Origin of the sequence: Rhizobium sp. 9140 (genome assembly GCF_900067135.1) — a bacterium.
Classification (GTDB): Bacteria; Pseudomonadota; Alphaproteobacteria; order Rhizobiales; family Rhizobiaceae; genus Ferranicluibacter.
Map to the genome: position 1 here is coordinate 450,006 of NZ_FJUR01000001.1, position 25,621 is coordinate 475,626.

The 25,621-nt window shown below is 63.5% G+C and carries 23 protein-coding genes, 1 tRNA gene and 2 riboswitches; of the genes, 9 read left to right on the forward strand and 15 right to left on the reverse strand.

Features of this window, described 5'->3' with window-relative positions; translation table 11 throughout:
• Positions 1–103 precede the first annotated feature (103 nt).
• The 5 genes from GA0004734_RS02075 to tesB form a co-directional block, all read right to left on the reverse strand.
• Positions 104–2,716: an FtsK/SpoIIIE family DNA translocase gene (locus GA0004734_RS02075; protein WP_092930771.1), complete on the reverse strand. Its 2,613-nt coding sequence runs from the start codon at positions 2,714–2,716 to the stop codon at positions 104–106.
• A 175-nt stretch (positions 2,717–2,891) separates the two neighbouring features.
• Complete coding sequence (locus GA0004734_RS02080) at positions 2,892–3,224, reverse strand: hypothetical protein (protein WP_092935778.1); 333 nt, start codon at positions 3,222–3,224, stop codon at positions 2,892–2,894.
• 260 nt (positions 3,225–3,484) lie between these two features.
• Positions 3,485–4,921 (reverse strand): ammonium transporter, encoded by a 1,437-nt coding sequence (locus GA0004734_RS02085; RefSeq protein ID WP_092930773.1) that lies wholly within the window; start codon positions 4,919–4,921, stop codon positions 3,485–3,487.
• Positions 4,922–4,951: 30 nt separating this feature from the next.
• Positions 4,952–5,302 (reverse strand): P-II family nitrogen regulator, encoded by a 351-nt coding sequence (locus GA0004734_RS02090; protein ID WP_018328583.1) that lies wholly within the window; start codon positions 5,300–5,302, stop codon positions 4,952–4,954.
• 225 nt (positions 5,303–5,527) lie between these two features.
• Positions 5,528–6,412 (reverse strand): acyl-CoA thioesterase II, encoded by an 885-nt coding sequence (tesB, locus tag GA0004734_RS02095; RefSeq protein WP_092930775.1) that lies wholly within the window; start codon positions 6,410–6,412, stop codon positions 5,528–5,530.
• A gap of 78 nt (positions 6,413–6,490) precedes the next feature.
• Between tesB and GA0004734_RS02100 the strand changes: the two genes are divergently transcribed.
• A complete protein-coding gene (locus GA0004734_RS02100) occupies positions 6,491–7,702 on the forward strand; it encodes a ubiquinone biosynthesis hydroxylase (RefSeq protein WP_092930777.1) in 1,212 nt (403 codons plus the stop codon).
• 40 nt (positions 7,703–7,742) lie between these two features.
• On the opposite strand, the gene GA0004734_RS02105 is transcribed toward GA0004734_RS02100, so the two are convergent.
• From GA0004734_RS02105 to GA0004734_RS02120, 4 genes are all read right to left on the reverse strand, one after another.
• Positions 7,743–7,931, reverse strand: coding sequence for a Trm112 family protein (locus tag GA0004734_RS02105; RefSeq protein WP_092930778.1), 189 nt, complete (start codon positions 7,929–7,931; stop codon positions 7,743–7,745).
• An 8-nt stretch (positions 7,932–7,939) separates the two neighbouring features.
• Positions 7,940–8,605, reverse strand: a complete 666-nt coding sequence (locus GA0004734_RS02110; RefSeq protein WP_092930780.1) for an LON peptidase substrate-binding domain-containing protein — start codon at positions 8,603–8,605, stop codon at positions 7,940–7,942.
• Positions 8,606–8,766: 161 nt separating this feature from the next.
• Entirely contained in the window at positions 8,767–9,777 is a 1,011-nt protein-coding gene (gene trxA, locus GA0004734_RS02115) for a thioredoxin (protein WP_092930782.1), read from the reverse strand.
• An 85-nt stretch (positions 9,778–9,862) separates the two neighbouring features.
• Positions 9,863–10,372: a prolyl-tRNA synthetase associated domain-containing protein gene (locus GA0004734_RS02120; RefSeq protein WP_092930784.1), complete on the reverse strand. Its 510-nt coding sequence runs from the start codon at positions 10,370–10,372 to the stop codon at positions 9,863–9,865.
• 301 nt (positions 10,373–10,673) lie between these two features.
• Between GA0004734_RS02120 and GA0004734_RS02125 the strand changes: the two genes are divergently transcribed.
• Positions 10,674–10,748: transfer RNA gene (locus GA0004734_RS02125), tRNA-Gly, on the forward strand.
• A 248-nt stretch (positions 10,749–10,996) separates the two neighbouring features.
• Here the strand turns inward: GA0004734_RS02125 and GA0004734_RS02130 are convergent.
• The 4 genes from GA0004734_RS02130 to GA0004734_RS02145 all read right to left on the reverse strand — a co-directional run bounded on the left by GA0004734_RS02130 (position 10,997) and on the right by GA0004734_RS02145 (position 15,725).
• Complete coding sequence (locus GA0004734_RS02130) at positions 10,997–12,001, reverse strand: aldose epimerase family protein (RefSeq protein ID WP_092935780.1); 1,005 nt, start codon at positions 11,999–12,001, stop codon at positions 10,997–10,999.
• A 129-nt stretch (positions 12,002–12,130) separates the two neighbouring features.
• The gene (metA, locus tag GA0004734_RS02135) at positions 12,131–13,054 is read right to left on the reverse strand and encodes a homoserine O-acetyltransferase MetA (RefSeq protein ID WP_092930788.1); all 924 of its coding nucleotides are present in this window, start codon (positions 13,052–13,054) and stop codon (positions 12,131–12,133) included.
• 49 nt (positions 13,055–13,103) lie between these two features.
• A riboswitch (SAM riboswitch) is annotated at positions 13,104–13,181 on the reverse strand.
• A 58-nt stretch (positions 13,182–13,239) separates the two neighbouring features.
• The gene (locus GA0004734_RS02140) at positions 13,240–15,072 is read right to left on the reverse strand and encodes an ABC-F family ATP-binding cassette domain-containing protein (RefSeq protein ID WP_092930790.1); all 1,833 of its coding nucleotides are present in this window, start codon (positions 15,070–15,072) and stop codon (positions 13,240–13,242) included.
• Between the two features lie 2 nt (positions 15,073–15,074).
• The gene (locus GA0004734_RS02145) at positions 15,075–15,725 is read right to left on the reverse strand and encodes a thiamine diphosphokinase (protein WP_092935782.1); all 651 of its coding nucleotides are present in this window, start codon (positions 15,723–15,725) and stop codon (positions 15,075–15,077) included.
• Between the two features lie 137 nt (positions 15,726–15,862).
• Positions 15,863–15,991: riboswitch (TPP riboswitch) on the forward strand.
• 93 nt (positions 15,992–16,084) lie between these two features.
• Between GA0004734_RS02145 and thiB the strand changes: the two genes are divergently transcribed.
• The 4 genes from thiB (at position 16,085) to GA0004734_RS02165 (ending at position 21,270) form a co-directional block, all read left to right on the forward strand.
• A complete protein-coding gene (gene thiB, locus GA0004734_RS02150) occupies positions 16,085–17,050 on the forward strand; it encodes a thiamine ABC transporter substrate binding subunit (protein ID WP_245292464.1) in 966 nt (321 codons plus the stop codon).
• A gap of 7 nt (positions 17,051–17,057) precedes the next feature.
• Positions 17,058–18,710 carry a thiamine/thiamine pyrophosphate ABC transporter permease ThiP gene (thiP, locus tag GA0004734_RS02155; RefSeq protein WP_092930794.1) on the forward strand — a complete coding sequence of 551 codons (1,653 nt, stop codon included), beginning with the start codon at positions 17,058–17,060 and terminating at the stop codon, positions 18,708–18,710.
• Positions 18,707–19,456 carry a thiamine ABC transporter ATP-binding protein gene (gene thiQ / locus GA0004734_RS02160; RefSeq protein ID WP_092930796.1) on the forward strand — a complete coding sequence of 250 codons (750 nt, stop codon included), beginning with the start codon at positions 18,707–18,709 and terminating at the stop codon, positions 19,454–19,456. The genes thiP and thiQ overlap by 4 nt, the downstream gene beginning before the upstream one ends.
• A gap of 293 nt (positions 19,457–19,749) precedes the next feature.
• Positions 19,750–21,270 carry a M48 family metalloprotease gene (locus GA0004734_RS02165; protein WP_245292319.1) on the forward strand — a complete coding sequence of 507 codons (1,521 nt, stop codon included), beginning with the start codon at positions 19,750–19,752 and terminating at the stop codon, positions 21,268–21,270.
• A 75-nt stretch (positions 21,271–21,345) separates the two neighbouring features.
• Here GA0004734_RS02165 and GA0004734_RS02170 read toward each other — a convergent pair whose 3' ends face one another.
• The gene (locus tag GA0004734_RS02170; RefSeq protein ID WP_092930798.1) at positions 21,346–22,212 is read right to left on the reverse strand and encodes an RNA polymerase factor sigma-32; all 867 of its coding nucleotides are present in this window, start codon (positions 22,210–22,212) and stop codon (positions 21,346–21,348) included.
• A gap of 455 nt (positions 22,213–22,667) precedes the next feature.
• On the opposite strand from GA0004734_RS02170, the gene GA0004734_RS02175 reads away from it, so the two are divergent.
• Complete coding sequence (locus GA0004734_RS02175) at positions 22,668–23,174, forward strand: GNAT family N-acetyltransferase (RefSeq protein ID WP_092930800.1); 507 nt, start codon at positions 22,668–22,670, stop codon at positions 23,172–23,174.
• A 151-nt stretch (positions 23,175–23,325) separates the two neighbouring features.
• On the forward strand, positions 23,326–23,859 hold the full coding sequence (gene ppa, locus GA0004734_RS02180) for an inorganic diphosphatase (protein ID WP_092930802.1): 534 nt from the start codon (positions 23,326–23,328) through the stop codon (positions 23,857–23,859).
• 97 nt (positions 23,860–23,956) lie between these two features.
• Here the strand turns inward: ppa and GA0004734_RS02185 are convergent, their stop codons facing one another.
• A complete protein-coding gene (locus GA0004734_RS02185) occupies positions 23,957–24,388 on the reverse strand; it encodes an Lrp/AsnC family transcriptional regulator (protein ID WP_092935786.1) in 432 nt (143 codons plus the stop codon).
• A gap of 115 nt (positions 24,389–24,503) precedes the next feature.
• Between GA0004734_RS02185 and GA0004734_RS02190 the strand changes: the two genes are divergently transcribed.
• Positions 24,504–25,607 carry a saccharopine dehydrogenase family protein gene (locus GA0004734_RS02190; protein ID WP_092930804.1) on the forward strand — a complete coding sequence of 368 codons (1,104 nt, stop codon included), beginning with the start codon at positions 24,504–24,506 and terminating at the stop codon, positions 25,605–25,607.
• The last annotated feature ends 14 nt before the right edge of the window (positions 25,608–25,621 follow it).

The window sequence follows — 25,621 nt, forward strand, 5'->3', positions numbered from 1 at the left end:
ACAAGACCTGGCCGAAGCAAACCGTGCAGGCCAGGCGCGAGCCTCGTCACCACCGCATGGGGCGGATATGTCGGCCTCGCCCTGAGGCCAGCGCCAGGCGCCGTCAGCGTCCGGTGATCTCGTCTTCCGTCGGCACGAGGATCTCGCGCTTGCCGGCGTGGTTGGCCGCGCCGATAATGCCATCCTTCTCCATGCGCTCGATCAGCGAGGCCGCCCTGTTATAGCCGATGCCGAGGCGGCGCTGGACATAGGAGGTCGAAGCCTTGCCGTCCCGCAGGACGATCGCCACGGCCTGGTCGTAGGGGTCGTCGGACTCCGCCAGGTTGCCGGTGCCGGCCGGCCCACCGCCGCTGCCGCCCTCGTCGTCCTCGCCGTCGTCCTCGGTGATCGCATCGAGATAGTCCGGCGATCCTTGCGTCTTCAGGTAGGAGACGATCTGCTCGACCTCGTTGTCCGAAACGAAGGGGCCATGGACACGCTGGATGCGCCCTCCGCCGGCCATGTAGAGCATGTCGCCCTGCCCGAGCAGCTGTTCGGCGCCCTGTTCTCCGAGGATGGTGCGGCTGTCGATCTTCGACGTTACCTGGAAGGAGATGCGGGTGGGGAAGTTCGCCTTGATCGTACCAGTGATGACATCGACGGACGGACGCTGCGTCGCCATGATGACATGGATACCGGCGGCACGCGCCATCTGGGCGAGCCGTTGCACGGCCCCTTCGATGTCCTTGCCGGCCACCATCATCAGATCGGCCATTTCGTCGATGATCACGACGATATAGGGCATCGGCTGCAGGTCGAACTCTTCCGTCTCGTAGGTCGCCTCACCCGTCTGCCGGTCGAAGCCGGTCTGCACAGTGCGGCTGATCGCCTCGCCCTTCTCCAGCGCCTGCTCGACGCGGGAGTTGAAGCCGTCGATATTGCGCACGCCGATCTTCGACATCTTCTTGTAGCGCTCTTCCATCTCGCGCACCGTCCATTTCAGTGCCACGACGGCCTTTTTCGGATCGGTCACAACGGGCGAGAGCAGATGCGGGATGCCGTCATAGACGGAAAGTTCGAGCATCTTCGGGTCGATCATGATCAGCCGGCACTGGTCCGGCGTCATGCGGTAGAGGATGGAGAGGATCATCGTGTTGATTGCGACCGATTTGCCCGAGCCGGTCGTACCGGCCACGAGCAGATGCGGCATCTTGGCGATATCGGTGATGACGGGCTCGCCGCCGATGGTCTTGCCGAGCGCCATGGCGAGCTTTGCCTTGCTCCCTTCGAAATCTCTGGAGCCGATGAGTTCGCGCAGGTAAACCGTCTCGCGGCGCTGGTTGGGCAGTTCGATGCCGATGGCATTGCGGCCGGGCACGACGGCGACGCGGGCGGCGATCGCGCTCATGGAGCGTGCAATATCGTCGGCAAGGCCGATGACGCGGGAGGATTTGATGCCCGGTGCCGGCTCCAGTTCGTAGAGCGTGACGACGGGGCCGGGACGGACATGGATGATCTCGCCCTTGACGCCGAAGTCTTCGAGCACGCCTTCCAGCATGCGCGCGTTCTGCTCCAGAGCATCCGCGGAGAGCGTCGCATCGCGCACGACGTTCTTCGGCTCGCTCAGGAACTCGAGCGGTGGAAGGGTAAAGGTGCCGTCGCCATTGCCACGCCGCTCGAATGCCGTTTCCGGGGCGCGCGGCCGCGACTGTGCGGCAACGACGCGGCCGGGAATGGGTGCGCGACGGGACGCGGGAGCCAACGACATGTCGTCATCGCCGGAGAGAAGACCCGACGGCAGCATGTCCGCGCCGTCCTCGTCTTCCGAATCATCCATGTCGAAGCCCGGATCGCGGCGCGGAGCACCATCGAGCGAAGGCTCGACCCGCACGGCGGACTTGCGCCGCACCGGCTCGTTCAGCGTGCCGAATTCGTCGTCGTTGAAATCATATGGCTCTTCGAAATCGCGCTCAGGCGCAGGCTTGCGGCGGGCAAGACCGAAGAGGCGGCGGAAGCGGGCCTGCGTCGTATAGCGCATATGCGTGAAGGCGCCGGCAAGGAACATGACGAACCCGCCGCCCGTCTCGTCGTCCTCGATTTCATCGCGCACGGTCTTCGCCTTGCTGGGCGTGACCACGGGCGCTTCCTCCTCGTCGGGATCGGCGACCCCGAAGAGACCGGCGGCATAGACGAGAAAGACGGTCGCGGGAATGGCAATGACAGAGCCGAGCACGGTGGCGAAGGTGCCGGTTGGATACTCCCCTGTGATCAGCGCCGGCAGGCGCAGGATCATGTCGCCGAACACGCCGCCAAGGCCGTTCGGCAGTGGCCAGGTGACAGGCGCCGGCACGCAGGAAAGCGCGGCGGCGGCCAGCACCGAGCCGATGAACCAGCAGGCGCCGCGTTTGATGATCTTGTCGAACGGCTTGTTGCCGATGAGAACCAGCGCCCAGGCCAGCACGGGCAGCAGCGCCACGACGCTGCCGATCCCGAAGAACTGCATCATCCCGTCGGCAAAGGCCGCGCCGCCCATGCCGAGAATATTGGTCGGCAGATTGGACGTGGCGTAGGAGAAGCTGGGGTCGGCGACGTTCCAGGTGGAAAGGGCTGCGACCGCGGCCATCAGCAGCGCGAACAGCGCGTAACCGGCGAGCGCCACCGACTGGCGCCACACGAATGCCGACAGCACGAACCTGTCGGACCGGGTGTCGAATGCCGCCTGATTGCTTCTTGCCATGGAAAATCTGCCTGTCCTGATCGCGTAAAGCGCCCTGATCGTCCGAAACGCCCCGATCGTCTGAAGGAAAAGGCGCCCCAGCCCGCAGGGTAGGCAGAGAGAGTTAAGGCTCGATTAACCATGCCCGTCTGAACGGCACGGACCGGAAAAAATCAACGTCTGAATCATGCTGGCGCTACAGAACGGCCTGATCGCCGATGCCAAGTGCCCGCTGGGCATCCCGCACCCGCTCCGGCGCATCCGCCAGCTTGTAGCCGGCCTCGATCAGCCGCGTCGTATGGATCTTGTTGTAGATGAACGCCCAGATGATTCCAACGATGAACCAGCCGAGACCGACGCCGATGAAGCCGGCAGCCATTCCGATGGCGATCATGCCCAGCCCGATGCCGACGTCGCCGCGCAGCAGTGCCGGAATGCCGCCAAACAAGAGACTGGTCCAGCTGAAGCCGTAATATCCGATCTTCGTCATGCCGGTCGTTGGATGTTGCAGGCGGATCGCAGTGGCCATGATGCCCTCCATTAGAAGAACTGAAAGTTGAAAATATCCGGCGGGAAGTCAACCGGCAATGCGCGTGGCGCGATGAAGATTCCACACGCCGGATGGCTTTCGGCGCAGAGAAAATCCGGGTGGAGACTGTCGGAAAAAGAAAACCCCGGCAGGTGACTGCCCCCCAACAAAAAAAACCCGGCAGGTGACTGCCGGGCTTGATGACTGTGCGCCCGAGGGCGTGAGGGAGATCGGGTTTCGCCCGGTCTCTTCGAAGGCGCTTACGAGTGGTATGCAGCCTCGCCGTGGCTTGCGAGATCGAGACCTTCGCGCTCGGCTTCGACCGGTACGCGCAGGCCGACGATGACATCGACAACCTTGTAGAGGATGGCCGAACCGATGCCCGACCACAGGATGGTGACGATCACACCCTTCAGCTGTGCCCAGACCTGCGTTGCCGTGCCGGCATAGGAGGCTGCGAAGTCGGCCGTCGAGTAATCGACGATGCCGGCGCCGCCGAGGGCCGGGTTGACGAATACGCCGGTCAGCAGCGCGCCGACGATGCCGCCGACGCAGTGAACGCCGAACACGTCTGCCGTGTCGTCATAGCCAAACTTGTTCTTCACCGTGGAGACGAAGAAGTAGCAGAGCGGCGAGACGATGAGACCCATGACGATGGCGCCCATCGGGCCGACGAAGCCGGCAGCCGGGGTGATGACGACGAGGCCGGCGACGGCACCCGAGGCAGCACCGAGCATGGAGGCCTTCCCGCGGGTGAAGGTTTCCAGGATCGACCACGAGATGATTGCGGCAGCCGTCGCGACGAAGGTGTTGATCATGGCGAGAACGGCATAGGCATTGGCTTCGAGGTTGGAGCCGGCATTGAAGCCGAACCAGCCGACCCAGAGCAGCGAGGCGCCGATCATGGTCATGGTCATGGAGTGCGGAGCCATCATGTCCTTGCCGAAGCCGGTACGCTTGCCGACCATGAGCGCGCCGACGAGGCCCGCGATGCCGGCATTGATGTGAACCACGGTGCCGCCGGCGAAATCGATCGCGCCGAAGCCGAAGATGAGGCCGGTCGGGCCGTCATAGGCGCTCGGGCCGCCCCAGAACCAGACCATGTGCGCCATCGGGAAGTAGACGAAGGTAAGCCACAGGATGGTGAAGAGGATCACGGCCGAGAACTTGATGCGTTCCGCGAAGGCACCGATGATAAGGCCGGGCGTGATGGCGGCAAACGTCATCTGGAAGCAGACGAAGACGAGTTCGGGAATGGCCACGCCCTTGGAGAAGCTTTCCGACAGCGTCGTGACGTCGACGCCCGACAGGAACATCTTGGAGAAGCCGCCGATGAAGCTGTTCATCGAGCCGCCATCGGTGAAGGCGAGAGAGTAGCCGTAGGTGACCCAGACGATCATGGCGACGGCTGCGACCATCAGGACCTGCATCAGGACCGACAGCATGTTCTTGGTGCGCATCAGGCCGCCGTAGAACAGAGCCAGACCCGGCACCGTCATCAGAAGCACGAGGATAGTGGACAGAAGCATCCAGGTCGTATCGCCCTTGTCGACCGTCATGGCCGGTGCAGCGGCAGCTGCCGTTTCGGCAACGGCCGGCGCCGCGGTATCCTGGGCAAATGCGACAACCGGCGCCAGGAAGGCGGCCGTTGCGGCGCCGAAGCGTCCGAGGGTTGTCGAGAATGTGTGAGATGTCATGTGAAGAAAGCTCCCTCTAACAGCCGTTGCTTACAGCGCTTCTGAATCGGTTTCGCCGGTACGAATGCGCACCGCATGGTCAATGGAGTAGACGAAGATCTTGCCGTCGCCGATCTGGCCGGTCTTGGCGGAAGACGCGATCGCTTCGACGGCCTTGTCCACGATCTCGGAGGCGACGGCGATTTCGATCTTCAGCTTCGGCAGGAAGCTGACGGCGTATTCGGTGCCGCGGTAGATTTCGGTATGCCCCTTCTGGCGGCCGTAGCCCTTCACTTCCGTGACGGTCAGGCCCTGGATTCCGACGGCGGTGAGCGCTTCACGAACCTCATCGAGCTTGAACGGCTTGATAATGGCCATCACAATTTTCATCTGGTTTCCCATCCTTGTTCATCTGCGGCTCACGTGCCGTCTTTGCATGCCGATGAGCCATGTTTCCCCAACGACCACCAAGTTCTATTCAAGGCGCGTGCCAGTTCCGCGTCAGGGTGAAAAATAGATGAAAAGACACGAAATCACCGCATTCGCCGACAGGTGGCCGGTGAAACGTTAAATATTCGCCAGATTTTCAGGCTAAAAATTGCGCAAATTTAAAAATTTGCTCAGAAATTAGTCATTTGCCTTTTTCCGAATCAGTCCTTCCTGAGCGACGGATGCGATCAGGTTTCCCGCGCGATCGAACAGGCTGCCACGGTTCATGCCGCGCGCGCCGCTCGTGCTGGGGCTGTCCTGCGTGTAGAGCAGCCAGTCGTCGAGCTTCACCGGGCGATGGAACCACATGGCGTGGTCGAGGCTCGCCACCTGCAGGCTGCGGTCGAAGATCGAGGTGCCATGGGCGCGCAGCGAGGTGTCGAGCAGCGTCATGTCGGAGATATAGGCAAGCACCGCCGCCTGCAGCGGCCTGTCGTCGGGCACGGCTCCCGTCGCCTTGACCCAGACATGCTGGACCGGCTCCTGCCGCTCGCGCGAGAAATAGTGCTTCAGCGACACCGGGCGAATCTCGATCGGCCGCGGCTGCTCCCAGTAGCGCCGGATCGCCTCCGGTGCGTTCGCCAGAAACATCGCCTTCATCTCGGCTTCGCCCATCAACGCTTCCGGCTGCGCGACCGTTGGCGGCGACACCTGATGTTCGAGCCCCTCTTCCTCCACCTGAAAGGATGCCGAGAGCGCAAAGATCGCCGCGCCATGCTGGATCGCCACCACGCGCCGCGTGGTAAAGCTGCCGCCATCGCGGATCCGATCGACCTCGTAGATGATGGGCACGGCGGGATCGCCTGGCCGCATGAAATAGGCGTGAAGCGAATGCACGAAGCGATCCGCGGTCACCGTGCGCTGCGCAGCCACCAGCGCCTGCCCGATCACCTGCCCGCCGAATACCCGCTGCCAGCCGACCTGCGGCGACACGCCGCGGAAGAGATTTTCCTCCAGCTTCTCCAAGTCAAGCGTCCGGAGGAGCACATCCATGGCAGTTTCGGTTGGGGTGTCATTGGACATTGCACGGTCTCCGGCGGTAGGAAGCATGAGGTCGATGATCTATATAGTGCGCAAGCACAAGAGCGAAGGACGAGACGGATGATCGATCTATTGGTGGCAGGCGGCGGATATGTCGGGCTCTCGCTGGCGGTCGCCGTCAAGACGGCAGCGCCACACCTCTCGGTGACGCTGATCGACGGCGCGCCGGACGGCGCCTGGCGCGGCGACGAGCGGGCCTCCGCCATCGCCGCCGCCGCTTCCTCCATGCTTGACGTCATGGGCATCTGGCAGACCATCGCCCCCGAGGCGGAACCGATCCGCCGCATGGTTATCACGGATTCCAAGACCGCCGATCCCGTCCGTCCCGTCTTCCTCACCTTCGAAGGCGATCCGGATGCGGACCGACCTTTCGCCCATATGGTCCCGAACGTCGCGCTCGTCGGCGCGCTGCGCGACAGAGCGGCAAGCCTCGGCATCGACATCCGCCCTTCGACGACCGCGAGCGGCTTCACCGCAGACGATCACGCCGTTCGGCTGAAGCTTGCCGGTGGCGGCGAGATCGAGGCCCGCCTCCTCGTCGCCTGCGACGGCGTACGATCGAAGCTGCGCGATGCCGCCGGCATCAAGACCGTGAATTTCGATTATGCCCAGTCCGGCATCGTCGCCACGGTCGAGCACGAGCGGCCGCATGACGGAACCGCCGAGGAGCACTTCCTGCCGGCCGGCCCGTTCGCCACGCTGCCGCTGCGCGGTAACCGCTCGTCGCTCGTCTGGACGGAACGGACGGAGGACGCAAACCGCCTCATCGACAGCGACGATCTCGTCTTCGAGGCTGAGCTGGAACGCCGCTTCGGCTACAAGCTCGGCGCCTTGAAGGTGGTCGGCGGCCGCCGCGCCTTTCCGCTCGGCCTGACGCTCGCGCGCGCCTTCATCGCCAACCGCTTCGCGCTGGCCGGCGATTCGGCCCACGGCATTCACCCCATTTCGGGTCAAGGCCTCAATCTCGGGTTCAAGGATGTGGCGGCGCTGGCCGAAACCATCGTCGATGCCGACCGCCTCGGCCTCGACATCGGCTCGCTCGCCGTCCTCGAGCGCTACCAGACCTGGCGCCGTTTCGACACGGTTCGCATGGGGGTGACGACGGATGTGCTGAACCGGCTGTTCTCCAACGACGTCATGCCCGTGCGCATGCTGCGCGACCTCGGCCTCGGCATTGTGGATCGCCTGACCCCGCTCAAATCCTTCTTCATCCGCCAGGCTGGGGCCGCCGCGAGCAGCGATCCGAAGCTCCTGACGGGTAAGGCGATCTGAAAGACCAGCTTGGGATGTTCGCTTGGCAAGACCGGGACCATCAGTCCTCGATCTTGCGGGCCTCGGAAATCAGCATGATGGGAATGCCGTCGCGAATGGGATAGGCGAGCCGCGCCTTCTCCGAAACGAGTTCGTCTTCCGCAGCGCTATAGCTCAGCCGCCCTTTGGTCAGCGGGCAGACGAGAAGCTCGAGCAGCTTCGGGTCGACGCGGCGGGTTCTCTCGTCCACAGCAGGGCCTATTGCAGCATGGTTTCGATGTCGCCGAAGGTCTTCGCCAGCACGATCTCGGTGATCGCGATCAGCGTGTCGGCCCGCGTCTTCAGGTCCTGCGCTTCCAGCAGCGCCTGCTTTTCGGCCGGGCCGTAGGGCAGCATCATCGCCATGGAGTTGACCAGCGTCGTGTTGCCAGCACGTTCCACGCTCTCCCAGTCGGCTTCCAGCTTGTTGGTGTCGAGATAGGCCTTGAAGGCGGCCAGCAGCGCTTCGCGATCCACCTGCGCCTCATCCTCGGATTCCGTGAGATCGCCGGCAAACGGCGTGATCTTGAAGGTCCGGTAACCCTTCACCGGGTGCATCTCGTCAAACAAGCGGAAGCGGCAGATGCCGGTCAGCGAGGTGATGTAGCGCCCGTCCTCCATTTCGGCGAACGACGTGATGCGGCCGACGCAGCCCACCTGGCATAGCGCCTGGCTGTTCTCGCTGTGATCGGTCAGCGAGGGTTGCACCATGCCAATCAGGCGGTTGCCGCAGAGGGCATCGTCGAACATGGCGAGGTAGCGCGGCTCGAAGATGTTGAGCGGCAGCTGCGAGCCCGGCAGCAGCAGAACGCCGGTCAGCGGAAACACCGGAATGACATCCGGGATATCCCTCGGCTTCAGATAACGTGCATTTCCGACCTGCATCTCAGGCAAACTCCGCCGTATCTCGGGCAACGGACCGATCATCGGCCCGTCCGCCTCGCATTAAGGGATGACATGGTGCGCTTGCCGGAAATCTCAAGCGGGAAACATGGCTGGGGATGCGGCATGTCGAACCGGAGGAAACGGCTCCGGCGCGAAAAAGTTCACGAGAACAGGATGGCCGACATCTTGCGACGCGCAGACAGCGTTGCCGGATCGGCAGGACCCCAGACCTCGAAGAATTCGACCAGCGCCCGTCGGGCGCCGTCGTCTTCAAACGCGCGGTCGCGGCGCATGATCGTCAGCAGGTGCTCGGCCGCCGTCTGTCGGTCGCCCTCCACATTGCGGATCTTGGCAAGGTTCAGCCGGGCTGCATGATCGTCGGGATTGGCAAGAAGGGCTGCTTCCAGCGCCTTGGGATCGCCCAGCTTGCGTGCTTCGTCGATCTGTTCGATTCGCTTGAGGAGCGCGGAGACCTGCGGATCGACCTTCTGTTCGTCGGAGAGTTCGGAGAGGATCTCCCGCGCCTGATCGAGCGCGTCCGAAGCGATCATCACCTCGGCAAGCCCCGCGCGCGCCGGCAGGCTTTCCGGCTCGACCTGAAGCACGGAGGCGAAGATGCCCCCGGCATTCTGCAGATCGCCCGTGTCCAGCAGCTGCTTCGCTTCGGCAAGTGCGGCTTCGATCTCGGCTGCCTGATCGTCGATCATGGGGCCTGCGATCTTCTCGATAAAGGCCCGGATCTGGCTTTCCGGAACGGCACCCATGAAACCATCTGCCGGACGACCGTCAACGAAGGCGACAACGGCGGGAATGGACTGGATGCCGAGCTGGCCGGCGATCGAAGGGTGATCGTCGATGTTCATCTTGACGAGCTTCACGCGCCCGCCCGCTTCCGTCACCACCTTCTCGATGATCGGCGTCAGCTGCTTGCAGGGGCCGCACCAGGGCGCCCAGAAATCGACCAGCACCGGCAGGCCACGAGAGGCCTCCAGCACGTCGCGGGCAAAGGTCGCCGTCGTCGTGTCTGAGATCAGTGCGCCCCCGCCAGCAGACCCGACTGCGGGCGCAACGGCGGCAGGCGATGGCGACACTGTCGCCGGCGCGCCGCCATAGGTGGCCGTCGCGCTCATCTGGCTGCCGTAGGAACCGGAATAGGGATTGTTGCCGCTCATCGAATGCTCCTTGCGGGGACCCTGCGCAGCCCCGATCCTCGTCTTGGCCGGATGCGCTCCGGCGACTGCCCTCAAAGATCGTATGTCAGGCCGTGACTTTCAAGACAAGCGGCACATGCCCGGTCGCCTCGGCAAAGCGGATGAGGTCCCTCGACGCCAGCGATGTCGTGGCGTCGTTCGTCAGCGGATGGCAGTTGACGATCTCCTCGCGCATCAGGTCCGCATCCAGCACCAGCGTGACGGCTTGGGCATGGTCGTTGATGACGCCGAGCGCGGTCACGGCACCGGAAATGACGCCTAGATATTCCATCAGCTTCTCCGGCTTGCCGAAGGAGACCTTGCTCGCGGCACCGATCAGCGTGTGCACGGTTTTCAAATCGACCGTCGCATGCTCCTCCACCGTCAAGAGGAAGTAATTGTCCTTCTTATCCTTCACGAACAGGTTCTTCGTATGCCCGCCGGGAATCTCGTCGCGGAGCGATACCGATTCGGCCACGGTGAACACCGGTGCATGTCGCTTCGTCTGGTGGGCGATCCCGAGATCGTCGAGAAAGCGGAAAAGATCCTCTGCCGTCTTCGGCTGCACGTCCGTCATGTCTTGGGCTCCTGTCTCTGCGCCCCATGTGATTACGAAGCGCAGACACGAGACGCAATCGCTGAGACACGTCTGAAAGGTCTTCCGTCACAAAACCGCGACGCCCGCCACATCCGGTCCAGCAAAAAATCATCAGTAAAAATCATGTAAATTCAACTATTTAGAAGAAATCTCGGCAAATTTTTTCCACGCCCGTCATTTCCCTGTTGCATTTCCAAATCGGCTGAGCGATATAGCGCCCGTCGCCAACGAAAACGGCGACGCCACGGTCCACCGACTACCCCCGGACCTTGGTTGATGAGCGGGTGTAGCTCAGGGGTAGAGCACAACCTTGCCAAGGTTGGGGTCGAGCGTTCGAATCGCTTCACCCGCTCCATTTTTCCTAATAAAGACATTATGAAAAATTAGCGCATATCTACGGCTTTGCGACGCCGTGATCTGCGACGATCTCTGCTGTGCTCGTGCGCTGTGAGATGCCGGCATTTGTGGGCGATGCTGTCGTGAAAAGTGCCTTGTTCCCAAGCGAAGCCGGCAGCGGACGTCCCCGAAACCGACCGTCTTCACAGATGATCGGCAGCGCATCGGAAACCGGAGTGCGCCCGGATGGACGCACTCCGCACATCATCAGCTCTTCGAGAAGATATAGTCCGTTTCCTGACGCAGCGTTTCGCCGGGGCGCAGGATGGCGTTCGGGAAGCCCTCGTGGTTGACGGCGTCCGGCCAGATCTGGGTTTCCAGGCAGAAGCCTGCAAACGGCCCGTAGGTGCAGCCTTCGAGGCCCGGAACAGGCGTGTTCAGCTTGAAGCCGGAATAGAACTGCACGCCGGGCTCCGTCGTGCGGACCTCAAGCGCAACGCCTGAATCGATGCTGCGAACAAGGGCCGCGGACCGCTTGGGGCCGCGCTCCGGCGAGAGGCAGAAATTATGGTCGTAAAGCACCTTCTCGCCCTCGGTCTGCCGGCGCATGGACGACATCTGGCGCAGGTCGAACACCGTGCCGTCGACCGGGGCGATCTCGCCGGTCGGGATCTGCTGCTCGTTCGTCGGCAGGTAGTGATCGGCGGCGATCATGATGTCGTGGCCGAGCGTGTCGGCACGCCCATCGAGGTTGAAATAGGTGTGCTGGCAGAGATTGGCGATCGTCGGGGTGTCCGTCGTCGCCGTATAGGTGACGCTGAGGCAGCCATGGCCGGAAAGCCGGTAGGTCGCATGGATTTCGCAGGTACCGGGATAGCCGGCGCGACCCGCGGGATCGACGATCTTCAGCGAAACGGAATCCTCGGTGACATCGACGATCGTCCAAAGACGCTTGGCGATACCGTCGCTACCGCCATGGAGATGCGTCACGCCCTTCTCGTTCAACTCAAGCTGAAAGTCCTCGCCGTCGATCGTAAAGCGTCCGTGACCGATGCGGTTGGCCGACCGACCGGGCGTCGCGCCGAAATAGGAGGAGTGGGCCGGATAATCGTCGAACGCCTCGAAGCCCAGCACCAGCGGCGGCTGATGCCCCTCGAGCCGCAGGTCCTGAATGACAGCACCCCACGACATGACGTTCGCGGTCAGCCCGCCACCGCGGATCGTCACGCGGTGCACGGGTTCGCCCGTCTTCAGATGGCCGAAAATCTCCATGGCTGTGCTGCTGGTCAAGATATGGTCCTCGCTCTTGTCCGGTCGCAGCGCCACAGGCACCGCCGACCTCGTCGTATTCCCGCGTCGATCGCGGAGTCTTCAGCGCGCTTTTACCAGCGCGCGCAAACCTCAACGCCCCTTGCCAATCTCCGCCAGCTCGTAGGGCGTGGTCTGGTAGATATCATTGATCCAGTTGCCGAACAGCAGATGCGCATGGCTGCGCCAGCGGTTCTGCGGCGGCAGGTCAGGATCGTTGTGGGGGAAATAATTGTACGGCATCTTGATCGGCACGCCGGCATTCACGTCGCGGAAATACTCGTCCGAAAGGGACGTCGAATCATATTCCACATGGTTGAACACATAAAGACGGTTGCCGGCCTTCTCGTGCACGAAGCAGACACCCATCTCGTCGGACTCCATCAGGATCTCCAGCCCCGGCACCGTCTCGATATCCTCGCGGCGCACCTCGGTCCAGCGCGACACCGGAATCTGGAAATCGTCGGAAAAGCCGCTGAGATAGACCGAAGACGGGTTGAGATTATGGTGACGATAGACGCCAAAGGCCTTCTCGCGCAGCGCATGCTTCGGCACGCCATGGAAATGATAGATCGCCGCCATTGCACCCCAGCAGATGTTGAGCGTGGAATGGACATGGGTGTGCGTCCAGTCGAAGATCTGCTGCATCTCATCCCAGTAGGTGACCTCCTCGAAGGGCAGCAGCTCCACCGGCGCGCCGGTGATGATCAGCCCGTCGAAATGCCGCTCACGGACATCCTCGAACGTCTCGTAGAAGGCGAGCAGGTGATCCTCGGACGTGTTCTTCGCCTTGTGGCTGCCGAGACGGATCAGCGTGAACTGCACCTGCAGGGGGGAAGCGCCGACGAGGCGCGCCATCTGCACCTCGGTCTTGATCTTGTTCGGCATGAGGTTGAGCAGCCCGATCTGCAGCGGCCGGATATCCTGACGGATGGCGGCCGTTTCGGTCATCACCCGCACGCCCTCGGAAACGAGGGTTTCAAAGGCGGGCAGCGTATCGGGTATCTTGATGGGCATCGGCTTCACTCGGAATAACGACACCGGCCGAAATGGAGGGGTGCGGGCGAAACATCATCCCACGGCCCTTTAGCGACTTGTTTAACGTGGCTGCAAGCCGGCCGGCCAAATCACCACGCCGCAAGTCATAGACCCGATGCCCCCACGAATCAAGGATGACGCGCATCAAGGACGCTGCGGGGTCTTTAGCCTTCCAGTTCCTCGCGCAGCATTTCCAGCTCCAGCCATTCGCCTTCCATTGTCTCGATCGAAGCGCGCAGCTTCTCAAGCTCGGCGGCGAGCGCTGCGAAGCGGGCCGGGTTCTTGGTGAAGAGCTTCGGGTCGGCCATCTCGGCCTCGCGCTTGGCGATCTCGCCTTGCGCCTTCTCCATCTCCTTCGGCAGGTTCTCCAGTGCGAACTTCTGCTTGAAGGAGAGCTTTCCCTTGGCCGGTTTGCCGATGCCGGCACCGGAGGACGAAGCGGCACCGGTCTGGCGGGCCTTCTCAGCCTTTTCGGCACGCTTGCGCTCGTCCGCCACGCCCTTGCGCTGCACCATCATGTCGGAATAGCCGCCGGCATATTCGATCCAGCGGCCATCCGGCGCTTCCGGGTCGGCCGGCGCGATGGTGGAGGTCACCGTGCGGTCGAGGAAGTCGCGATCATGGCTGACGAGGATGACGGTGCCGGCAAAGCCCGCGACGATCTCCTGCAACAGGTCGAGCGTCTCGATGTCGAGGTCGTTGGTCGGTTCGTCGAGGATCAGGAGGTTCGTCGGGCGCGACAGGATGCGCGCCAGCATGAGCCGGGCTCGCTCGCCACCGGAAAGGTTCTTGATCGGCGTGCGCGCCTGCTCCGGCTGGAACAGAAACTCCTTCATGTAGCCGGTCACATGCCGCTGCTCGCCATTGACGAGCAGCGTCTCGCCGCGACCGTCGGTCAGGTAGTTGGCCAGCGTATCCTCGAGGTTCAGATCCTCGCGCTTCTGGTCGAGCGTGGCGATCTCGAGATTGGTGCCGAGCTTCACCTTGCCGTCGTCGGGCTTCAGCTGGCCGGTCAGCATCTTCAGAAGCGTGGTCTTGCCGGCCCCGTTCGGGCCGACGAGACCGATGCAGTCGCCCCGGTGCACCCGGATGGAGAAGGGCGCAACGATGATGCGTTCGCCATAGGCCTTGGTGATCTTCTCCGCCTCGATCACCAGCTTGCCGGACTCCTGCGCATCGGAGACGCTCGCCTGCACGGAACCCTGCGGTCCCTTGTGGCCGCGGTAGTTGGAGCGCAGATCCTGCAACGCGCCGAGGCGGCGCATGTTGCGCTTGCGCCGGGCGGTCACGCCATAGCGCAGCCAGTGCTCTTCCCGCTCGATCTGCTTGCCGAGCTTGTGCTGCTCCAGTTCCTCCTGCTCCAGCACCTGGTCGCGCCAGGCTTCGAACTGGCCAAACCCGCGGTCGAGCCGGCGCGAGGTGCCGCGATCGAGCCAGACGGTCGCGGTCGAGACCTTCTCCAGAAAGCGACGGTCGTGCGAAATGAGGATGAGGGCGCTGCGCGTCTTCTGCAGCTCGCCTTCCAGCCACTCGATGGTCGGCAGGTCGAGATGGTTGGTCGGCTCGTCGAGCATGAGAATGTCGGGCTCGGGCGCCAGCACCCGGGCGAGTGCCGCGCGGCGCGCCTCGCCGCCGGAGAGATCGTTCGGGTTCTCCTCGCCGCTTAAGCCCAGGTGCGAGAGAAGATAGGTTACCCGATAGGGATCGTCGCCCGGCCCGAGGCCCGCTTCGGCATAGGCCTGCACGGTGGTATAGGCCCCGAAATCGGGCGCCTGTTCGAGATAGCGCACGGTGGACGAGGGATGCCGAAACACCTCTCCCGACTGCGGTTCGATCAGCCCGGCGGCGATCTTGAGCAGCGTCGATTTGCCGGAGCCGTTGCGGCCGACGAGGCAGATCCGGTCGCCCGGCTCCACCTGCAGCGCCGCGCCGTTGAGCAGCGGCGTGCCGCCGAAGGTGAGAACGATATCGTCGAGTTTCAGAATGGGCGGCGCCATGGTCAGGCTCCTGTCATGTCGAGGGGGCGGGCGAGCAGCATCGCGCGGCCCGTGCCGAGCGTCAGCCGCACGGGTCCTTCCGCCACGTTGGAAAGGGTGCGCGACGACCCGAAGGGCACCGCGAAACGGGCGAGCGAATAGCGCGCGCCCGCAATGGAGAGATCGCTCAGTGTATCGAGACCAAGCACGGAGAAGAGGCAGCCTTTCGGCAAATCCATCTCGGTGATGCCGGGCAGCAGCGGCACCGCTTCCTCCTCGCCCGAGGTCAGGAGCACGTCGAGCCCCGTCTCGGCAAGGTGGAGGCCGTGCAACAGGTGCTGGAAGGCATGGTCGCTGCGCTCGCCGCCAAGCGCGCCGGCAAGGATGAGCCGCGTTGCACCACGCTCCAGTGCCGCCGCCACGGCGATCTCGCCGTCCGTCTCGTTCTTGGCCGGCGGATAGGGCTCGCGTGGTACGTCCGGCCAGGCGGCGATCAGCGCTGCCGGCGTCGAGTCGAAATCGCCGACCCAGAGCTCCGGTGTCAACCCGATGGCGTCCGCGTGCCGCATGCCGCCATCGGCGGCGATCACGCGCGTGCCGGCAAGTTGCGCGGCCAGCCGGTCGGTCATCGTCAGCGGCCCGCCGAGCAGGATGGTGAATGCGGTTGCGGTCATCGCGCTGCCATAGCGCGAAGCAGCCCCGGAGGCAAAGGTCAAACGGCGCGAAAGTCCCGAACGGCATGGCGCTTTCACATCCGCGCATCCTGCAACCTTGGATCTTGCCAAGGGGCGGCACGGCGTCTAGATCTTTGCATGCTCTAACGGGGTGCCTTTCCAGCGCGACGATCCTTCGTCGCGGGAAGACGGGCTGAGAGGCTGAAAGCCAACCCGCGGAACCTGATACGGTTAACACCGGCGGAGGGATTAGACGGCTCGCAAGCGCTACTCCCCTTGAAACCCGAATTCTGAAGGAGGCGCGCATGCGCAGCACATGGCTTTTTACCACCACGGTCCCTCTGCTTCTCGCGGTGGGCATGTTTACGGGGGCGCAAGCGGCCGAGACGAAGACGCTGACCGTCTATACCTATGAGAGCTTCACCAGCGAATGGGGTCCAGGCCCGAAGATCGCCGAAAGCTTCGAAAAGACCTGCGATTGCAAGCTGACCTATGTCAGCGTCGCCGATGGCGTGGAGCTGCTCACACGGCTGAAGCTCGAAGGCCCCGCATCCAAGGCGGACGTCGTCGTCGGCCTCGATACCAACCTCGTCGCTGAGGCCAAGGCCACCGGCTTCTTTGCCGCGCACGGCCTCGACACCTCGGCCCTAGAGGTTCCCGGCGGCTTTTCGGACGATAGCTTCGTGCCTTATGATTACGGCCATTTCGCCTTCGTCTACGACACGCAGACGCTGAAGACACCGCCGAAGAGCCTGAAGGAACTGGTCGAGGGCGACGCAAGGGACAAGATCGTCATCGAGGACCCGCGCACCTCCACACCCGGCCTCGGCCTGCTTCTGTGGGTAAAATCCGTCTATGGCGAAAAATCGGGCGAAGCCTGGGCAAAGCTGAAGGACCGCATCCTCACCGTCACCCCCGGCTGGTCGGAAGCCTACGGCCTCTTCACCAAGGGCGAAGCGCCCATGGTTCTGTCCTACACGACGTCGCCCGCCTACCACATGGTTGCCGAAAACAGCGATCGCTATCAGGCGGCCGATTTCGCCGAGGGTCACTACATCCAGATCGAGGTGGCCGGCATGACGAAGGCCGCGCGCGATCCTGACCTCGCCAAGGCCTTCCTCGCCTTCCTCGACGGTCCGGAAGCGCAGGCTATCCTGCCCACGACCAACTGGATGATGCCGGTGGCAACCCCCAGCGAACCGCTGCCGGAGGCTTTCGGAAAGCTGGTCCAGCCGAAGACCACCTTTCTGATGAGCCCCGAGGAGGTCGCCAAGAACCGCAAGGCCTGGATCGACGAATGGCTGGCCGTCATGAGCCGGAACTGACCCCTGCATGCCGGCCGCTCGTGATCGCCGTCTGACACACGCGCTCGGCGTGGCGGGCATCACCGGTATCACGCTGTTCGTCGGCGCCGCCATCCTCGCTCTGGCGCTGGCCGCGACCGGTGAGGCGGCGGGCACGAGGGATACCAGCGGTGTCTTCGACGCCCCTGTCTTCGACGCCTATGTCTGGCGCGTCGCCCGTTCCACGATCATCCAGGCCGGTCTTTCCACGCTCCTGTCAGTCGCCTTCGCCATTCCCGTGGCCTTGGCGCTTGCCCGGCGCCGAAGCTTTATCGGCCGGATCTGGATCATCCGGCTGATGGCGCTGCCGCTCGGCCTGCCGGCGCTGGTCGCAGCCCTCGGCATCGTCGGCATCTGGGGACGGCAAGGCGTCGTCAACGATCTGTTCGCGATGCTCGATTTTGGCCGGCCCGTCGCGATCTATGGGCTCGCCGGCATTCTCGTCGCGCATGTCTTCTTCAACATGCCGCTCGCCGTCAGACTGCTGCTGTCGGGGCTCGAGCGCATTCCCGGCGAATACTGGCTCCTCTCTGCCAATCTCGGAATATCCAGCTTTTCGCTCTTCCGCTTCATCGAGTGGCCGGTTATCCGCGGCCTGCTGTCGGGCATCGCCGGCCTTATCTTCATGCTGTGCGCCACCAGTTTCACGCTGGTGCTGACGCTCGGCGGGGGACCGGCGGCGAGCACGCTGGAGGTCGCGATCTATCAGGCCCTGCGGTTCGACTTCGATCCCCCGCGCGCCATCGCGCTCTCGGCGCTGCAGATCATGGTGACGGCCGTGCTCCTCTTCGTCCTTCGCTGGCTGACCCCGCCCGCAACCGAGGGCTTTACGACCGGCCGGCCGGTGCGCCGCTTCGATGGCCGGTCGCGCACCGCCATCCTCGCCGATATCCTTGTCATCGCGCTCGCAGCCCTCTTCGTCGCAGCGCCGCTCGTCTCCGTCCTTGTCTCGGGCCTTGCCTCCGACCTCGCTAAACTCGCATCGGACGCCCAAGTCTACCGGGCGCTAGCGACCAGCCTCGGCATCGCCGCGGCATCGGCTGTTCTTTCGGTCGCCCTCGCCACCGTCATGCTTACGACGCGCCAGATCCTGCTCTCGCCACGCCGGCCGGGCCGTTTCGCGCATATCTTCTCCGGCAGCGTCGCCGCCGGCACATCGCTGGTCCTCCTCGTGCCGCCGGTCGTCATCGGGGCGGGATGGTTTCTGCTGTTGCGCCCGTTCGGCGATGTCGCCCGCTTCGCGCCGGTCGTCATCACCCTCATCAACACGCTGATGGCGCTGCCCTTCGTCACCCGCGTGCTGGCACCTGCCATCGCAACGCACGCCGCCCGCACCGGACGCCTGACGACGAGCCTCGGCATTTCCGGCTGGTCCCGCATCGTGCTTGTGGATTGGCCGGGCCTGCGCCGCCCGTTATCGATGGCCCTGTCCTTCGCCAGCGCCCTGTCTCTGGGCGATCTCGGCGCGGTCGCATTGTTCGGATCACAGGATATGGTGACCCTGCCCTACCTGCTCTACAGCCGCATGGGCAGCTACCGCACCACGGACGCTGCCGGCCTCGCCCTCCTCCTCGGCATCGTCTGCATCGCCCTCACCATCCTCGGAACCGCACGCGAGAGCCCGAGGAAACGCGCATCATGACCACGACACTCCCGACGATCGCCGTCCGTCTCGAAAACGTCGCGGTCCGCTTCCCCGGCCATTCCGCCCCGCGTACGCTTCTCTTCGATACCACGATCGAGAGCGGCAGGATCACCGCGATCACCGGCGCCTCCGGCTCCGGCAAATCCACCCTGCTCAATCTCGTCGCCGGCTTCGAGACGCCGGACGCAGGCCGCGTCAGCATTCTGGGCGAGGACGTGACACCGATCCCGCCAGCGCTCCGTCCGGTCTCGGTCATCTTCCAGGAACACAATCTCTTCGCCCATCTCGACGTCGCAACCAATGTCGGCCTCGGCATCAGCCCCGCCCTGAAGCTTGACGGGGAGGATCGCGAGCGGATCGAGCGGGCGCTGCGGGATGTGGGGCTTGCAGGCTTCGCACGCCGCCTGCCGCCGACGCTGTCGGGCGGCGAACGGCAGCGGGTAGCACTCGCCCGCGCGCTCGTGCGCCAACGCCCGATCCTGCTGCTCGACGAGCCCTTTGCCGCGCTCGACCCCGGACTGCGTCAGGAAATGGGGGATCTGCTGGCGGTATTGCAGGAGAAGGAAGCCAGCACGATCCTCCTCGTCACGCACCATCCCGACGATGTGCGCCGCCTCGCCGATCGCGTGCTGTTCCTTGGCGACGGCAAGGTCGCCCTCCACGAAGAGTCCGACGCGTTCCTTCGTCGGACCGAACCAGCAGCTGTCGCCCGCTTCCTCGGAGCACGCTCACCCGCCCCGTGAACCGCCTTGATACCGCATGCCACAATTTGACCGTCCGCCTGTGGCACCCGCGGTGGGGCGAAGCGGCAGCCGCGCATCGACGCGGCACAGGAACGGGACAACAGAGAGCGACAGCTTTTTTCCGCAAACCGCCAGGCTTTGCGGAATTATACAGTAGGCATGGGCGGCACGAATAGGCTAGATCGGGCTCTGGGAAACGGGGCGATTGCACGTCTCCCAGGATGTAGGGCGGCTCTGCCGGAACTGCCGTAAGAGCGTTCGGCACGCCGCCGGACGCGAACATGGGCTGAGGCATGACGGTGAACGAGCGGAACGAGCGGAACGGCGGGCATCTGTCGGCCCGTGGCATTGCAAGCACCCTGCGCGCGTCCGTCGCCGGCCTCGCTCTGCTGGCGCTCGCCGGTTGCCAGAGCGCCATCGAGCAGAGCTATGAGCCGAGCGTCTCTCCCTCCGCCACCCCGCAGATCGTCGATGAAGTCCAGAAGAACGATCCTCGCGCGCAGATGGGCGCCCGCGAACATCCGCGAATCGTTGCGAGCTATGGCGGCGAATACAAGGACGAGAAGACGGAGCGGCTGGTCGCCCGCATCACCGGCGCGCTGACGGCTGTATCCGAGAACCCCAACCAGTCCTATCGCATTACGCTGCTGAACTCGCCCGCCATCAACGCGTTCGCTTTGCCCGGCGGCTATCTCTACGTCACGCGCGGCCTGCTGGCGCTCGCCGACGACGCCTCCGAGGTTGCCGCCGTGCTTTCGCACGAAATGGCGCACGTCACCGCCAATCACGGCATCCAGCGCCAGCAGCGCGAGGAAGCCGAAGTCATCGCCAGCCGCGTCGTCTCCGAAGTTCTTTCGAGCGACCTCGCCGGCAAGCAGGCGCTTGCCCGCGGCAAGCTGCGGCTCGCCGCCTTCTCGCGCAATCAGGAGCTTCAGGCCGACGTGATCGGCGTGCGCATGCTGGGTGAAGCGGGCTACGACCCCTATGCCGCCGCACGCTTTCTCGATGCCATGGCCGCCTATAGCCGTTTCTCCTCCGTGGATCCGGACACCGACCAGAGCATGGACTTCCTGTCGAGCCACCCGAACGCGCCGCAGCGCGTGGAACTCGCCCGCCGCCATGCCCGCGCCTTCGGCCCTGAGGGCACGACGGGCGACCGTGGCCGCGACTATTTCCTCGATGGTATCGACGGCCTGCTCTATGGCGACAGCCCGCAGGAGGGCTATGTCCGCGGACAGACCTTCCTGCATGGCAAGCTCGGCATTCGCTTCGATGTGCCGGCCGGCTTCCAGATCGACAACAAGGCGGAAGCGGTGCTCGCCACCGGCCCCGGCGAGATCGCCATCCGCTTCGATGGCGTGGCCGACACCCAGCGTCGCAGCCTGACTGACTATATCGCGAGCGGCTGGGTGACCGGCCTTCAGCCCGAAACGATCCACGCCATCACCATCAATGGTCTGGAAGCCGCAACCGCGCGCGCGTCTGCAGAGCGTTGGGATTTCGACGTGACGGTGCTGCGCATCGACACCCAGATCTACCGGTTCCTTACGGCCGTGCCCAAAGGCATGCCCTCGCTGGAGCCAACGGCCGACGTGCTGCGCAAATCCTTCCGTCGCATGAGCCCGCAGGAGGCCGCAGCCCTCAAGCCGCTCCGCATCCGCGTGATCACTGTCGGTCCCGGCGATACGCTTGCGACCTTGTCTGCCCGCATGATGGGCACCGACCGCAAGCTCGATCTCTTTCGCCTGATCAACGCCCTGCAGATCACCTCGACCATCAAGCCTGGCGACCGCATCAAGATCATTTCGGAGTAGACCAATATCCGAGGCAGACACGAAAAAGCCCGCCGGTGTGGCGGGCTTTTTCGTACGCGTCTGTGTAGACCGACCTCAGTGGGCCGTCAGCGCGAGTTCAGGAGCTTGTGCGACCAGCGCCACCTTCAGCTTTTCCAGTGCGCGTGTCTCGATCTGGCGGACGCGTTCCTTGGAAATTCCGAGATCGGCGCCGAGTTCTTCGAGTGTCGCGCTGTCTTCCGACAGTCGGCGGGCGCGGATGATCTTCATTTCGCGATCGTTCAACTGCTCCAGCGCATGGCCGAGCCAGTTCTTGCGGCGTTCCTGATCGATCATGTCCGTGACCTGCTCGTCCGGCAGGGGTGCGGCGCAGGCCAAAAGGTCGAGGCGTTCGCCGCTGTCGGCGTCACCTGAAGAGATGGGAGCCTGTAGAGACGAATCGCTACCGGAGAGACGTGCATCCATTGTCTGGACGTCCGCAAGGCTGACACCGAGGGCCGAGGCGATTTCTTCGTGAACCGCACGAGCGGTCAGCTGACTGTTGCCCTGAGCAAGCTTGGCGCGCAGGCGGCGCAGGTTGAAGAAGAGCGCCTTCTGGGCCGAGGAGGTCCCGCCGCGGACGATCGACCAGTTGCGCAGGACATAATCCTGCATAGAAGCACGGATCCACCATGTTGCGTAGGTCGAGAAGCGAACATCGCGGCTGGGCTCGAACCGAGCTGCGGCTTCCAGAAGACCGATATGGCCCTCCTGAACCAGATCGCTCATCGGCAGGCCAAAATGCCGGAATTTGGCGGCCATGGAGATCACCAGACGCATATGCGCCATGGCTATCTTGTTGCGCGCATCTTGATCCTGATTGTCCTTCCAGGCCTGCGCCAGAAGCTGCTCCTCGCCACGCTCCAGATAGGGAGCCGCCATGGCAATCTTGATCATGCGCCTGTCTGCAGAAAGATTTTTCATCGGCTACTCCATGACGGGCACGCGACCGTGCCTCCGGGCTGGGCTTTGGGGAAACGCATTGCGATGGTGAAAGACTTGACCTGCAATCGAGACGCCCTACTTCCGTTGTATGAGACGACGCCAAGCGGATGGACATCGGTTCGATCTGGGTCCGGCCGGGTGCTTGGCCAGTCGATCGGACGTTTCATAACGCCTGCTTTTCATAAAAGTTCCGCCCGCCAACGCCGATGTGCAGCGTCGAAGCGAATTTTTGATCACACCTTGTGAACCGTGGCGACAGGCACCCCTCGCGACGTGCTCCCTTCGCCTTTGGCAGGCCATCATCCGAGCGATGCTTCTGTGTGCGACGCGAATTCGCGCTTGCCGATCTCGTTAAAATACCGTTAATTTCGTCTCTGCCGGGCATGATGCCACGGCGTGACGAAGATGGGACGGACAGGGTCGACACGCGAAACATGAAGACATTGTCTATCGAAGTGCGCCCCGGCCTGCCGAGAGACGCCGCCGAAATCTCGCAGGTTCACCGTCTTTCCTGGCTGCACACCTATTCCGGCCTGATCCCACATCGCCCGCTGAACGAGATGGTCGATCGCCGCAATGCGGACTGGTGGCGCAAGGCAACCGGCGGGCCTTCCACCCTTCTCATTATCGAAGTCGCCGGCGTCATTGCCGGCTATGCAACGCTCGGCCTGTCCCGTTCCCGCGCTCTGCCGCAGGAAGGTGAGGTCTACGAAATCTATTTCCGCCCGGAATATCAAGGCATCGGCCTTGGCCGCATTCTCTTCGGCGAGGCAAGCAGCCTCTTGAAATCGCTCGGCTGTCGCGGTCTCGTCGTCTGGTGCCTGGAGGACAGCGCGCAGGCGGATCGCTTCTTTCGCAATGCCGGCGGCCGCGACGCCTGCGAAGGCATGGAGGATTTCGGCGGAAAGAGCCTGAAGAAGATCGGCTATGTCTGGAGCTGATGCGCGCTGCCGACAAAGCTCTAAAATCGATAAATGGTCGCTCTTTAACCTCTTTGCCTACAAATGAACGCTTCAGAGCGCCGCTGATATTGCACAACGGCAGGTTTGGCTTTATCGGACGTCAGTCCCACTTCAGAAGCATGGAGGCTTCATGCGTATTGACGCAATCTCGATCGGAAAGAATCCGCCGGAAGACATCAACGTCATCGTGGAGGTTCCCGTTGGCGGCCATCCGATCAAGTACGAGATGGACAAGGAAGCCGGCACGCTCGTCGTTGATCGTTTTCTCTACACGCCGATGACCTATCCGGGCAATTACGGCTTCGTGCCGCATACGCTGTCCGACGATGGCGACCCCATCGACGTCCTCATCGCCAGCACGCGCCCGCTCGTTCCAGGCTGTGTCATCAACGTCCGCCCGATCGGCGTGATGATGATGGAAGACAATTCCGGCAAGGACGAGAAGATCATCGCCGTACCGAGCGCGCACCTGACCAAGCGTTACGACAAGGTCAAGGAATATACCGACCTGCCGGAAATCACCCTGCAGCAGATCGAGCACTTCTTCGAACACTACAAGGATCTGGAGCCCGGCAAGTGGGTCAAGATCTTCGGCTGGAAGGACGCAACCGTCGCACGCCAGCTGATCGTCGAAGCGATCGAACGCGCAAAAACCGTCAAGTAAGGTCTGCCGTATCAACAGTCCGAAAGCCGCGTCCTGCACGGGACGCGGCTTTTTTCATGCGGGATTACGGGCTGCGGCCGGAAGCCAAGATATCGTGTCAGCGGCTGATCCGCGTCGAGAGCACGATCGACGACAAGGTCTTCTCTACCCCCTCGATCGTCCCGATCCGGTCGATGACGAGGTCGAGCGCGCTGATCGACGCCGCTTCGACGATGGCGATCAGATCGAAGCTGCCGCTGACCGAATGGACGATGCGCACCGCCTGCATCGCTTCCAGATCGCGTGTCACCCGTGGCAACGCTCGAGCTGCAAGAGTGATAAGGATATGCGCCCGCACCAGCCCACGCTCGTAATCGCTTGAGAGACGCACGCCATAGCCGGTGATCACCCCGTCCCGCTCCAGCCGCTCCAGCCGTGCCTGCACGGTGGTCCGCGAGAGCCCGAGCTTTCGCGCCAGCACGGCCGTCGGCATGCGCGCATTCTCGCTGAGCAGTGCGAGAAGGCTGCGATCGCTGTCTGACAGGTTCATACCGACCAATCCCATCGGCGAAATGCCGAAATACCCCCGCTGTTTTGCACGGATCGGAGCTTCTGGACAACAGCGGCTCGGTGCATTCTTCGCGCAACCAAAGAAGGGGAACAGCATGAAGACCATCATCGTTATCGGAGCCGGCAAGATCGGCGCCACCATCGCACATCTGCTGGCAACCTCCGGCGACTATGCCGTCATCGTGGCCGACCGGAGCGAGGAGCAGCTGGCGCGGCTCGGAACGCATCCCGCGCTGTCCGTCAAAACCGTCGATATCGCCGATGCCACCGCGATGGACGCTCTGTTGACGGGCGCTTTCGCCGTCCTCAGTGCCGCACCCTTCCACCTCACGGTCGATATCGCCGCGTCCGCCGCCCGCTGCGGTGTCCACTATCTGGATCTCACAGAAGACGTGGAATCGACGCGCCAGGTCAAGACGCTGGCGGAGGGGGCGACGAGCGCCTTCATCCCGCAATGCGGGCTTGCACCGGGCTTCATCTCCATCGTCGCGCAGGATCTTGCGGCCCGCTTCGACACGCTCGACAGCGTGCGCATGCGCGTCGGCGCCCTGCCGCAATATCCGTCGAACGCGCTCAACTACAACCTGACCTGGAGCACGGACGGCGTCATCAACGAATATATCGAGCCCTGCGAAGCCATCGTCGAGGGCCGGCTGACGGCCGTTCCGGCGCTGGAGGAACGCGAGGAATTCTCGCTCGACGGCGTCACTTACGAGGCATTCAACACCTCGGGCGGCCTCGGCACGCTCTGCGAGACTCTCGCCGGCCGCGTGCGGACGCTGAACTACCGCACGATCCGCTATCCCGGCCATGCCGCGATCATGAAGGCCCTCCTCAACGATCTCGGCCTGCGCCACCGCCGCGAGGTGCTGAAGGACATTCTGGAGAACGCGCTGCCGGCGACCACGCAGGACGTCGTCATCGTCTTCGTCACCGTATCCGGCCACCGCGACGGGCGGCTCGTTCAGGAGACCTATGCGAACAAGATTTATAGTGGCGTTATTGCCGGTCGGATGATGAGCGCGATCCAGATCACGACGGCTGCAAGCATCTGCGCCGTTCTCGATATGCTCGCAGCAGGCGATCTCCCGTCCCATGGGTTCATCCGTCAGGAAGACATCGCCCTCGACGCCTTCCTCGCAAACCGCTTCGGCCGCCATTACGCCGAAAGCCGCTTCACCGAAAAGCTTGCCGGCTGAGAAAAAGGGCCGGC